Origin of the sequence: Vagococcus sp. AM17-17 (assembly GCF_003471765.1) — a bacterium.
Lineage (GTDB): Bacteria > Bacillota > Bacilli > Lactobacillales > Vagococcaceae > Vagococcus > Vagococcus teuberi.
The window spans coordinates 1-12,733 of the sequence record NZ_QRJY01000009.1 but is presented as its reverse complement, the minus strand read 5'-3'; the positions used below and the strand labels follow the sequence as shown (position 1 = coordinate 12,733).

Sequence of the window (12,733 nt, the reverse complement as noted above, 5' to 3'; positions counted from 1 at the left end):
CATCCTTTCGATTAACGATTTATTTTACTTGAATCACTATTGATAAACTGCTCGACTTCGTCTTTTGAAATATATAGCGAATCTCCTGAATAGGTATGCTTTAATACAGACATACCCGTAGCAAATTCTATGCTGTGTTGTGGGTCATCTTGTGTGAGTAACCCATGTAGCATGCCAGAAGAAAATGCATCTCCCCCGCCAATTCGGTCAACAATATATGGTATATGGAAATTTCTTGATTGATACAGCTGACCATCGTGCCACAAATTACCTTGAATATAGTTTTCATCAGTTGATACCACGTCACGTGTTGTCGAATAAATCACTGAAATATTTGGATACATCTCTTGCATTTTTTGACTATAATAAGTCAATTCATCGACAGTTGAAGCTGCGTCCTCAAGCGGTGTGACACCAAGTAAATTAATGGCATCTAATTTACCTGCAGAAAAAATATCAACAAATGGTAAGATTTTTTTATAAACATCTGTGGCTTTTTCTAACGACCATAATTTTGCACGATAATTACTGTCAAAAGAAACTGTTACCCCTCGTTCTTTTGCTCGTTTCATCAAATCACATGTTATAGTCACTAGATCCTCACTTAAAGCAGGTGTGATACCAGACACATGGAACAAGTCTACTCCGTCAAATATCGTATCATCTGCCCACATCGTTTCTGTTAGTTCTGCTAAACTTGAGTGCTTTCTGTCATATACCACACTAGTTGCTCTAGGACCTGCTCCTACTTCAACAAAATAAGCACCTAGTCTGTCTCCAGAATAATAAACATCTGAGGTAGCCACACCATATTTACGAAAATGCTGTAATGCTCCTTGACCTAATGGGTTTTTGGGAACCACCGACAAAAGTGACACATCATGAGATAACCCACTTAGACCAATACTCACATTGGCTTCACTTCCACCATAATGGAAAAAAAGTCGTGAACTATCTTCTAAGTGTTGACCTTTTTCAGTTGAATAACGAATTAATATTTCACCTAATGTGACAACTTTTCCCATGCTAGTTCCCTCTTATTTCATTTAGTTTTTTCACGTAAGTCTGAGCATTCTCAGTCACCACGTCATAATTATCTCCAGTTAATCCTTTAGTTAAATTGCTGCCAATTCCAACTGCAAGCACACCATTATCAAACCATTCTTGCATGTTATCTAAACTCACACCACCAGTTGGCATTAAATTCACATGAGGAAGTGGCCCTTTCACGTCTTTAATAAAGCGTGGTCCCACAATATCTCCAGGAAACACTTTAATAATATCAACTCCATAAGTTAATGCTGTATTAATTTCAGTAATAGACATACATCCCGGTAAATAAGGTATCTGATACAAATTACATATTTGAGCTACATCGGCATCAAATGATGGACTCACGATAAAATCGGCACCTGATAAAATAGCTAATCTAGCTGTCGTCACATCCAAAACGGTACCAGCACCAATTACAACCGAATCATCTTCTTTGTATTCTTGTACTAATTCTTCAATCACACCACTCGCATTTGGTGTCGTATACGCCACTTCAATAGCTTTAATATTACCTGCAACTGTTGCTTTTGAAATATTAACACCATCTTCTTTTGAGTTTCCACGAATCACGGCTACTAACCCACATTGTTGTAATTTTGATAATACTTGTACTTTTTTCATCAAATTTCCTCTTTTCTTTGATTAACAAATTGGTACCAAAAGACACCTAATAACATCATAAAGATGGCCAATATAATGGCTACCATGCCCCAGAATATGGTAAATGTTTGAGCAAGATACCCTGTAACGATTGGCATGGTGATACCACCTAATCCACCAATCACTAATATCCAACCTAGTGACATTGGATGTTTTTTAATGGATGAGCCTGCTATTGTCATAGCTGTTGGATAAATCCCACCCATTGAAATACCTAAACCTAATACTGATACTAAAATCATGGTGACACTGTTACTTGCAAGTAATAGCCCATAAAAAATGCCACTACCAATACTAATAAGAGTAATCAATGTTCCCCGTGACAGGCGACTACCTAAGAAAACACAACCTAATCGACCAATTAAAATTCCTACCCATAATAACGACGAAATCATTTGAGATTGTTGGATAGTTAATAAATCAGACTGAATAAAATATGTCACCAACCAGCCTGTGATAGCAGATTCTGCACACAGATAGAAAAAGATAATGATAATCGTATTCCAAAACAGTGAATCTTTAAAAAACGAATAATCTTTTTCTTTAGTTGTTTGATCTTTCGCTAAGATATCTCCTTCAATTGGCATATTAAAAAACATCATTTGAGAGACTACAATCAATCCTATAATTCCTACTAATAACCAACGCCATCCATTTAAACCAAATAACTGACCGAATAGAATCACTAAAAATGGCGACAATAACGCCCCGATTGCAAATAAACTATGTAAAAAATTTAATGCTGAAGGGTTACTATCTGTAATATCATTGACCGTCTTATTGTTAAAATTTGAAATACTTCCTCGACTAATTCCGGTAAAGAAAAAAGCACATAAAAGTATCCACGGTGTTCCTACACCAATTATTAATAAAAAACCAATAATTACAAAACTACTTAAAAACAAAATCGATTTTTTTCGGCCATAATACAGCGGTAATATTCCGGCCACAAAACTTGCAATCAAATTCCCAGCCTGATGACTTGATAACAACATCCCACTGACTGTTTCGTTTAATGAATAAGCGTCACTCAATAACGGTAAAATCGAACCAAATACCATTGAGTACAATCCATTAACAAAAAATATAAAGAAACAACACCATAAAATATATTTATCTACTGCATTTAATTGTTTATAAAACGACATTTTTTCTACTCTCTACCATCTTTCTATTTAAAATAAAAAAGTAGCACGAGAATCGTGCTACTCGCGTGATTAAGGTTGTTTTCCTATATACGCTAAAATTCCACCGTCTACATATAAAATGTGTCCATTAACAAAATCAGATGCTTTAGATGCTAAGAAAACTGCTGATCCTTGTAAATCTTCAACCGTTCCCCAACGTGCAGCTGGTGTTTTGGCAATAATAAAGTCATTAAATGGATGACCTTCTTCACGTAATGGGGCTGTTTGAGGTGTTGCAATATAACCAGGGCCAATTCCATTACATTGAATATTATGTTCACCAAACTCGGCACAAATATTTTTCGTTAACATTTTTAGTCCGCCTTTAGCAGCTGCATAAGCACTAACTGTTTCACGTCCTAATTCACTCATCATTGAGCAAATGTTAATAATTTTTCCATGACCTTTTTCAATCATGCCCGGTAACACAGCTTTCGACATAATAAATGGACCATTTAAGTCAATATCAATAACTTGTCTAAAGTCCTCTACTGACATATCTAACATTGGCATACGTTTAATGATTCCAGCATTATTTACTAGGATATCAATTGTTCCAACCTCTTCTTCTATTTGTTTAACTGCTGCATTCACTGCTGATTCATCTGTTACATCAAACACATAACCTTTTGCATCAATTCCTGCTGCTTTATAGTTTTCAGCACCTTGAGCCACTGATTCTTCACTAATACTGTTATAAACAATCGTTGCGCCTGCTTCATGTAAGGCTTGAGCGATACCAAAACCAATACCATAAATCCCGCCAGTTACTAAAGCCACTTTGCCATCTAATCTAAATGAATCCATTGAAAATTTTGTCATAGTTTACACCCCTATTATTTTAAGTCATCCATAGCGACCATATCCATGTCACCATATGTGATGTTTTCGCCACACATTGCCCAGATAAATGTATAATCTGCCGTTCCCACACCTGTATGGATTGACCAACTTGGTGAAATAGTTGCTTGTTCGTTACCCATTACTAAATGTTTTGTTTCATCTGGTTTACCCATAAAATGGAAAACTTTTGTATCTGGATCCATATCAAAGTATAGATAAGTTTCCATACGACGCTCATGTGTGTGACATGGCATAGTGTTCCATGATGAACCTTCTGCTAAGATAGTGTATCCCATTTGCAATTGACAGCTTTCACAAACGTTTGGATGAATATATTGATAGATTTTACGTTTGTTTAATGTTGTTGATTCACCAGTTTCCATCGGTGTGATATTATCAATGCTGATTTTCACATTTGGGTAAATTTTATGTGCTGGTACTGATACACAATAGAATTTCGCTGGATTACTTGCATCATCTGATTTGAACTGTACTTGTTTTGTTTCTTTACCTATATAGTAACCATCTTGTTTCTTCATAGGTTCTTCTGTACCATTGATAATGATTGAACCAGGGCCACCAATATTAATCACGCCTAATTCACGACGCTCTAGAAAATAATCAACACCTAATTCAGTTGATAGTCTAATTTCTAATGTTTCATTAGTTGGTGTTACACCCCCAAAAATCATACGATCATTATGTGTGTAAGTTAGTAATACTTCTCCTGGGACAAATAACTTTTCAACTAAAAACTCATCTCTTAGTTGTTCTGTTGAAAAATGACGAATCATCTCTGGACTGCTTCCGTACCTTGTTTCCATCTTCATGCTAAATTACCCCTTTTCTTATTCGGAAATAACATTTCTTATTAAGAAATCTATAAACTGATTATAGCGACTTCCTCAAAAAAATGCAACCCTTTTCATCAAGAATATATATTCATGAACTCTTTGTACTAATATAAATAGAAAAAAGATATACAAAATGGCTAATTCTTCTGCTTTAACAGATAAACAATGGTACATAAAAGAAAACAGGCAAAATTTATAAACAAAGAAAATTGATGTAGAACTAGCCATTAGAAATCTGAACACTAATTTGTTGTTCACTCATTTCTCTGTTAGATGAAAAGACAAGGTAGTTAATGAGTTAGGTTTTGCATTAATTGCAATAAACATAAGAAAATTAACTGGCTATAGGTAGTTGAAAAGTATGAATGAACTCAGAAGGAGCTGCACCAAAAGTATTAGAATAGAAAAAGTCCCATGAAATCCGTTAATTACAACGTTGATTTCATGGGACTTTTTATTTTGATAGTTAAGTGATTTTTATTTAAAAAGTTACTTTTGAGTCAGCCTATTTCTCCATGGGATGAAATTGAACATATGCTTTAAACAGCATAGACCATTACATAGAATCGGAATGTATCTATCTATTGTTTTAACTTTGCAACACAAACAATGTCAATTTGTTGATACTTCTGCTTAGCTTTAATTTATTTGTTATCAAACTTTTCTTTAACGTCACCAACAACTTCTTCTGTTTTGTCTTTTATATCAGAACTAACTTCTTTAATTTTACCTTCAACTTGTTTTAAAACGCCTTCACCTTTTAATTCTTCATTGTTTGTAACATCACCAGTAGTTTCTTTTACTTTGCCAACTACTTTATCTATTTTTCCATTATTCGTCATTATAATAACCTCCTATTCTTAATTACAACACTGTTATACTATTTTCTAATTCTTACTACCTACTGAGGTTAACCATCTACTTTACTCTTGAACCCATAACATTATCCTGAACATTTGATACTTGATCGCTTAATTTATCTCCAACATCTGAAGCAGTTTCTTTTACGTTATCTGTCTTTTTAGAAATAAAATTACTCGTATTTTCTGCAGCTTCTGATAACTTATCTTGTACTGTTGTATTATCTTCTTCATATTGTTCTTTGGATTTTACATCCACAACATTTACATTTACCTCTACAACACTTAGACCTGTCATCTTTTTGATTTCTCTAGAAGTAATTTCTTTTATGCTATCATAAACGTTATTCATATTTCGACCGTATTCACAAACAATATCTAAATCGACAGCGACTTGTTCTTTACCAACTTCTACATCAATACCCGATGTAACATCATCTGTATTGACAATTTTTCCTGCTAAATTAGATAAAAAACCGCCATCAACAGTTAATAATCCATCAATTTCTTCCAAAGCAATACCTATTATTTTTTGTATCACTTTATCATCAAACGTCAAATTTCCTTTTATTGTTTTATTTTGAGTCTGTCCTTTAGTATCTGTTGTTTTCCCTTTTTTGTCTTCATTTTTATTACTCATTGTAATTCCTCCCTATATTTTATTAATTATATTAATCAACCTAAAAAATTTTAGATTGTAAATAAAACCCGATATAACATCCAAGTAATGTAAATATTAGGACAAATAATGTTTTAAAAAAACCGACTATTATAATTGATAAACTAATTAATAGCCCTATAATACCAAATAAAACAGTAAGTTTATAATGGTTCAAAAGTTCTTTTAACAAAGTTATCCCCCCTTTTTAAATAACTCGACTTTTATTAGAATCGCTAGATTTATAGTTCTGAAAATTTACTCGGACTGTCATATTTTCCTCTATGCCAAACAGGGTAAGCAACCTATGTTCAATAGTCTTTGAAATACTTTCTTTTCTCTTAACTAAGTCATTAGTGGATTCGTTAATATTGGCTTCTATATTAACGATAATTTTATTTTTTTTAAGAATAGATGTTACTTTCGGATCTTCTAAAAAAGGCTCATTTTTTAAAATATTTAAGATAAAATTATCAATTGCTTTGTTTTGAACTGATAGATATCCAGAACTTTCTTTAATTTTTATTTGGTTCTTTTTAACAGGGATAAAAAGAAGAATGACTATGGAGACCAAAGATACACAAATCCAAAAAATACTTAACCAAAAAATAACACTTGATAGATAGGTATTAAAATATGGATAGTTTTGAATTTTAATCAAAGAGAAAGGTAAACTAACAGCATATTGTGAGATAGTAATAGCAGAAAATAAAGGAATAATTAAAGTCAAAATGAGAATAGTCAAGAATATTTTTATACTAGTTTTCAAACTACTCACCTTCTTTCGAAATGTAATCGTTTAATTAATTGTACTATATTTAAAAAAAAAAAAAAAGTAATTTAAATGATAATTACGATGAAGATGATCAATGTGTTATACAGTTTAATTCAGGATTATTTTTCGGTATAATAACTTTAACTAGCATTACTGGAGGAACGATGATGAAGAAACATTTCGAGGGAAAATAAAACGACTATCGAATTATTATTGAAGTCGTTGGCTGATACTACTATTTTTCTTTAAGTTATCGTGATTGCTCCATTATAATAGATAAAATACAGCATTAAAATTAGACAAACAACGATTTATTACATGGTAAATTATTGTATTATATTTGGAAAAAAAGAAATAGAAGTAAAAAGTTTAGTGATCCCTGGAAAATTGATGAGACGGATGTCAAGATGAAAGGGAAGCATTATTACCATTATCGTGCAATTGATTCAAATAGAAACACTCTAGATATGTGGTTGCGAAATCATCGCGATACAGTCTCTACTAAAGCTTTTATGAAGCGAATCATTCGAGATTATGGTCAGCCAAGTTCCATTGTGACGGATAACTATGCTTCTTCACTCAAGGTAATTAAAGAACTAAAGGCAAAGAGGATTCTTGATTAAATAGTGAGTCATTTTATACTGTTGCAGTAACGATTAAAGGATTTGAGGTTGTTTCGGCACTACATAAATAGGCTGTACACTAAATTGTGTTAATAGACTAAAATTAGAAAGTAGTCTAATTATGTTACAAAATGTTATTAGTTAGATTTTCTACAGATAATGAATCTCCTTGAACCTCTCGTGACTTCTATCATGAGAGGTTCAAATACTATTTATTTTTTGAACGATGATAAAAAGGTTAAATTTAATCAAAAAAGACTGCTAGTATATTAATACATCTAACAGTCTTTTAATTTCCTTATTTTGTTTAAGTTTCGTGAACTGAAATGTTAATGATTATATAAAAAAGCAGATATTAGATAAAGTAAAACAATGTGTGCAGGATAGAAGATATAGAAGAAGTACTTCATCCCTTTACCTTTTTGTCCGTTGTACATCATAATAGGTATAATAGCAAATATCATAATCCATTGTATAGACCCCATAAATAAATAGAATAACGCTGCTATTATAATTATCAAAATTTGTATGTTTCGATTATTTCTAAAAATATATAACAACGGTATCAATAACACCATAATACCATTCTCAGCTAAAAATATTGCAGGCATAAATGCCATAATGAATGTCATGATACTAGGATTTTGTAAAATGGTTGGATTAGATAAAGCAATACTTACTAGAATAGAAGAAATAAATGGTAATAAAATCAATAAAAAGCCACACAATATGTTTAATACATTCTTATGTTTCTTTCCAGAAGTGATTAAATCTATCCCCGCCATCATTAAAGTTCCGATAAATAAATCTCTAAAGATATTATTTATTAAAACCACTTGATCATAGTGTACAATTTTTTCCAAAAAGAATGTAAGGAAAGACATTAAAATCATTGAAATATAAAGTCTTAGCATGTATCTTTTTTTACTTTTGGTATGAGAAAAACCAACAACACTAACAAAAAAGAACAGAGTTGCTACTGGTCTTCCAAACCAATCTACCCAGTTTGGAATACCAAATGGTACAAACATTTGATGTATATGATCAATAAACATCAGTATAATACCTATAATTTTAATATCAAAAATGGATAACCTCTTAGTCTTTAAAATATTATTCAAATTAATTCCTCCTAAAAAATCATAAGTGTAATATATAACAAATTTAGTAGTAAATACAAATTTAAACCTATTATTTAGATTAAATAATAGGTTTTTCATCTACCAAATAAACAAAATTAACTCACACTCTTGTTATTTGTGTAATTTATTTAATACATTTTTGGGAATTTTAGTTTCTGATATCTCGTTAGGTCCTTTAGTAACACGTTTTTTACTTATTTCAGCTTTTACATATGAACCAGGTGTTAGTGGTTTTAATTGATCACTCTCTCCAGTTAAATCGTATTCCATTTTTTGTACACTTCCATCTTCTTTAACAAAATCAAAATCATAGCTGTAAGTTTTGCTTCCAGCAACTACACTTCCATCTTGATATGTTGCATCTTTTATTTCTGGAATTTTATCTGAAACTTTGGCGTAAGCAACTTCACTTTTATATGTTTCAGCATAATATTTATAACCTTTATATCCTACAAATACCATTACTACTAGTAATACACTTAAAATAACTTTTTTTATCATAAAATATCGCTCCTTTATAATTCATATAAAATATTTTTTTAAATTAATTAAACCTTCCAGACATATATAAGAGTATTAATCCTATGATAGATAGGATAGTTCCATAAAACATCTGAGAGATCATGGAAATGTCACCCAATAACAAACGAAAAAGGAACCACTTCCTACCAAAAACAAACAGAAAAACACCTATTAAAAATATAAAGACTCCTAAAATAACTAAAGGATTATCTACATAGTTAGCATTCATTGAATTCTCCCCATTTCTTACCGATATTACATAATACCGTGTAGTATTTTCTAATAAAAAAATATATTTGATTGATCTATATTTTTTTAATAATCATCTAATTCTTTAGGTATAACGATACTGCTATATAAAACTACGGTTAATACATAATAAATAGTATATAAAAATATAAATATAGAAAAAGGTATCCAAATTCCTTCGTATGGATTACTTATAAACTCTTTGAACATTTGTAAACCAAACAGTACATGGATAATACCTAAAATTCCAGGTAAAAAGAATAAAACACCTATTTCTTGTATAACTGCTTTTTTTAGAAGTGATTGTCTAGTTCCTATTTTACGTAACATTTGGAAACGTGCTTTATCAGTATTAGCAGATGATAAAATTTTAAACATTAAACAACTTGCTAACATCGTTAAAAATGCTAATCCTAAAAAGAATCCCATAAATTGAAATCCAGCAGAGATAGAATTTATTGTTTGATATGTTTCATATTTTTGTGATACGTTATCCATTTCATTATTCGAATTCATACTTGGGTTATTACGATTATTTTCTAAAACTAATTTTTTGATTTGTGGCAAACTGTCTTTAAAGTTAACTACTTTGATTAGTTCTAGGTTTGTCTTAGGTAGATTTAGTATGTTAAACTCCTCATTAGAGACAAATTTTATCTCTTTATTTCTTTGGTCAGGTGTCATATATTTTTTTAAAATGGTAATCCCATCTTGATTTTCCTTTAATTGATTTCCAGTATATTCATTAATTTTTTGACTATCTATATTTTTATCTTGTAATGGCTGCTTATTAAATTCATCTGAATTATAATATAAAGTATTCGAATCTTCTTTTTGACTATATTTTGCATCAAAATTTATATCTAAATCATTTATTTGTTTTTGATTTATTTTATCTGAATTATTTAATACCAAGTCATATGTTTCACTATTATTAGCTATTTTAATTGGCTGAGATCTAAATGCCAGACCAACGGTAATAGCCCCCATCGCTAGTGCAAATAAGATAGACACCATTGTTAAAATTTGAGTGTATTCCCTAATTCTAAAAGTTAATTGTGATAGTGTAAAGTTTGTTAGTTTTTTCATTGATATGGAATCAATATTTTTCATTAAACTCAAAACAACAATAGCAATCGCATGAAACAAGCAATAACTTCCTATTACTATAGTGACAAGTGCTACCTCGATTGAAAATAATTTATATGTTTGAATATTATCCAACATATAATATCCAAGAGCTAAACTTAAAGATCCAAATATTGCTTCAAGTATAGAGAGAATTGGACGTCTCACTAATTTTTTCGTAGTTGATTGTTCGTTTAATAATTGTAAAATTTGTTTACTCATAACAGAACTCGAATTAATAAGTGATGTTATGATAAATAAAATACTAAAGATTGAAAGTGTCCAAACAATAGCTAGTAAGTTAAATGGTGAAAATCCTGTAACCACTATATCTAATTGACTCATTAAAAAATAATTAACAACATAAGTAAGACACACGCCTACTAAAATACCGATTAATGTAGCAGATAATCCTATAATAAATGTCTCTAAAAAGATTATTTGAGCAATTTTTTTAGTTTTTGCACCTAACATCATGAGCATGGCATACGTTCTTTGTCGTAATGTCATCAAAAAAGAATTGGCGTAGAGTATGTATACAATTGTAATAATAGTTAATAAAATAGTTCCTAGTTGAAAAATCATCGTTGCCATACTGATACTGGTATTTCCTTCTAAAAAAGCTTTATTTGTTGCAAGACTTTGAAACATGTAAAAAATAGCTGAGGCAATAATTAAACCCGAGAAGAGAATCATATAATCTCGTAATCGACTCTTTATACCTGTCATAGATAATTTCCAAATCATCGTTTTTTCTTTCCTTTCTATTGCTCTAAATTACCTAAAGAGACTAAAATTTCTCGGTAAAATTCATCGCGTGATTTTTCTTCACGATTTAATTCTTGGTGTATTACACCATCTTTTATAAATAAAATACGTTTACAGTAGCTAGCCGAGAATGGATCATGCGTTACCATCAAAACTGATACATTATCCTCATAATTTAGCTCATTCATCATATCGAGCAAATCTTTTGCACTTTTAGAATCCAAAGCACCTGTTGGCTCATCTGCTAATAAAATGTTAGGATCAGTGACTAGTGCTCTCGCTGCAGCGACACGCTGTTTTTGCCCGCCAGACAAAGCAGTAGGGTATTTGTCTAAAATGTCACTAATTCCCAAATGATGTGCTACAGTATTTATTTTATTTTTAATGATTTTAGGCTTTAAATTTTGTAATGATAGAGGAATCGCAATATTTTCTGAAGCAGTCATGGTTTCTAATAAATTGAAATCTTGAAAAATAAACCCAATCTTTTGTCCTCTAAAATCAGCTAATTTATCTCCTCTTAGTTTCATAACGTCTTCACCAGCTATTTTTACGTCACCGTTAGTTGGTTTATCAAGAGTGGACAAAATGTTTAATAAGGTTGATTTTCCTGAACCAGATGCTCCCATAATCCCAATGAATTCCCCTTCTTCTACATCAAACGTTACATCGTTTAAAGCAGTTGTTTGTTTTTCATTGTTTTTTCCATATACTTTTTTTAAATTTTTTACACTTACTACTAATGCCATATACATTCCCCTTAAAGTTAGATTTAAATAATAAAACCAAAGATATATATAGACCTTACACTAAATAAAAAAAATAATATATAGTACTTTAGTATGATTTATTTAAAACAACGTAGTTTAAGGTGAATACAAGAGATTTTTTCATATAAAAAGCTTTATAATTTAAAATAAATAGAAATACAAGCAGTTTTTTAGTCAGAATCATTAATTATTTTTTTAAAACGCCGATTGTAAAATTAAGCTAGATAACTAAAAAAACATTTATGATACACTCAAATTGTCTTTCTAATCAAAGAAAACAAGGAGAGTGATCACAAATGACCTATGTACATCTTACTACAAACGAACTAGTTTTGATAGAATCTTATTACCATCAAAATAAAAAAGGAATATACGTTGCGAAACAATTGAAACGAGCAAAACATACTATCAATATGTTTACAAATCTTTTGATGAGGGACTATCTTCACTAAAGGCTCTATAATTTCTACTGTTGGTAACAAAAGTTACCGGCAGTTTTTTTGCACACAAAAACATGTGATATCCGTTAGAATGAAATTGCGAAAAACAAATCGAAGATTACCAAAAATTGAGAATTATGTTAATGGATTCTCTTTAGCTAATAGGAAACAAGTAAAATATGTTGTTTCAGATATCTATCA

13 protein-coding genes and 1 pseudogene are annotated in these 12,733 nt (G+C 30.7%); 1 reads left to right on the top strand and 13 read right to left on the bottom strand.

Features of this window, described 5'->3' with window-relative positions; genetic code table 11:
* Positions 1 to 11 precede the first annotated feature (11 nt).
* The 9 genes from DW196_RS08910 to amaP form a co-directional block, all read right to left on the bottom strand.
* Positions 12 to 1,025 (bottom strand): sugar kinase, encoded by a 1,014-nt coding sequence (locus DW196_RS08910; protein ID WP_118251000.1) that lies wholly within the window; start codon positions 1,023 to 1,025, stop codon positions 12 to 14.
* 1 nt (position 1,026) lies between these two features.
* On the bottom strand, positions 1,027 to 1,674 hold the full coding sequence (locus tag DW196_RS08905; protein WP_118250999.1) for a bifunctional 4-hydroxy-2-oxoglutarate aldolase/2-dehydro-3-deoxy-phosphogluconate aldolase: 648 nt from the start codon (positions 1,672 to 1,674) through the stop codon (positions 1,027 to 1,029).
* Positions 1,674 to 2,861 (bottom strand): sugar MFS transporter, encoded by a 1,188-nt coding sequence (locus DW196_RS08900; RefSeq protein WP_118250998.1) that lies wholly within the window; start codon positions 2,859 to 2,861, stop codon positions 1,674 to 1,676. Before DW196_RS08900 ends, DW196_RS08905 begins: the two co-directional genes overlap by 1 nt.
* A 69-nt stretch (positions 2,862 to 2,930) precedes the next feature.
* A complete protein-coding gene (locus DW196_RS08895) occupies positions 2,931 to 3,722 on the bottom strand; it encodes a gluconate 5-dehydrogenase (RefSeq protein WP_071456076.1) in 792 nt (263 codons plus the stop codon).
* A gap of 14 nt (positions 3,723 to 3,736) precedes the next feature.
* The gene (gene kduI / locus DW196_RS08890) at positions 3,737 to 4,567 is read right to left on the bottom strand and encodes a 5-dehydro-4-deoxy-D-glucuronate isomerase (protein WP_118251024.1); all 831 of its coding nucleotides are present in this window, start codon (positions 4,565 to 4,567) and stop codon (positions 3,737 to 3,739) included.
* Between the two features lie 674 nt (positions 4,568 to 5,241).
* Entirely contained in the window at positions 5,242 to 5,439 is a 198-nt protein-coding gene (locus DW196_RS08885; RefSeq protein WP_118250997.1) for a CsbD family protein, read from the bottom strand.
* Positions 5,440 to 5,515: 76 nt separating this feature from the next.
* Positions 5,516 to 6,097: an Asp23/Gls24 family envelope stress response protein gene (locus tag DW196_RS08880; RefSeq protein ID WP_118250996.1), complete on the bottom strand. Its 582-nt coding sequence runs from the start codon at positions 6,095 to 6,097 to the stop codon at positions 5,516 to 5,518.
* A gap of 40 nt (positions 6,098 to 6,137) precedes the next feature.
* On the bottom strand, positions 6,138 to 6,293 hold the full coding sequence (locus tag DW196_RS08875; protein WP_233541947.1) for a DUF2273 domain-containing protein: 156 nt from the start codon (positions 6,291 to 6,293) through the stop codon (positions 6,138 to 6,140).
* A 30-nt stretch (positions 6,294 to 6,323) separates the two neighbouring features.
* Positions 6,324 to 6,884 carry an alkaline shock response membrane anchor protein AmaP gene (gene amaP, locus DW196_RS08870; RefSeq protein ID WP_158563558.1) on the bottom strand — a complete coding sequence of 187 codons (561 nt, stop codon included), beginning with the start codon at positions 6,882 to 6,884 and terminating at the stop codon, positions 6,324 to 6,326.
* Positions 6,885 to 7,096: 212 nt separating this feature from the next.
* On the opposite strand from amaP, the pseudogene DW196_RS11605 reads away from it, so the two are divergent.
* Positions 7,097 to 7,581, top strand: a pseudogene (locus DW196_RS11605) (DDE-type integrase/transposase/recombinase); the annotation flags it as partial.
* A 261-nt stretch (positions 7,582 to 7,842) separates the two neighbouring features.
* Here the strand turns inward: DW196_RS11605 and DW196_RS08860 are convergent.
* The 4 genes from DW196_RS08860 to DW196_RS08840 all read right to left on the bottom strand — a co-directional run bounded on the left by DW196_RS08860 (position 7,843) and on the right by DW196_RS08840 (position 12,071).
* Positions 7,843 to 8,568, bottom strand: coding sequence for a TraX family protein (locus tag DW196_RS08860; protein ID WP_233541946.1), 726 nt, complete (start codon positions 8,566 to 8,568; stop codon positions 7,843 to 7,845).
* Between the two features lie 198 nt (positions 8,569 to 8,766).
* Positions 8,767 to 9,156 carry a DUF1093 domain-containing protein gene (locus DW196_RS08855; RefSeq protein WP_071456068.1) on the bottom strand — a complete coding sequence of 130 codons (390 nt, stop codon included), beginning with the start codon at positions 9,154 to 9,156 and terminating at the stop codon, positions 8,767 to 8,769.
* 336 nt (positions 9,157 to 9,492) lie between these two features.
* Positions 9,493 to 11,301 carry an FtsX-like permease family protein gene (locus tag DW196_RS08845; protein WP_118250992.1) on the bottom strand — a complete coding sequence of 603 codons (1,809 nt, stop codon included), beginning with the start codon at positions 11,299 to 11,301 and terminating at the stop codon, positions 9,493 to 9,495.
* 17 nt (positions 11,302 to 11,318) lie between these two features.
* Positions 11,319 to 12,071 (bottom strand): ABC transporter ATP-binding protein, encoded by a 753-nt coding sequence (locus DW196_RS08840; RefSeq protein ID WP_118250991.1) that lies wholly within the window; start codon positions 12,069 to 12,071, stop codon positions 11,319 to 11,321.
* Between the last annotated feature and the right edge of the window lie 662 nt (positions 12,072 to 12,733).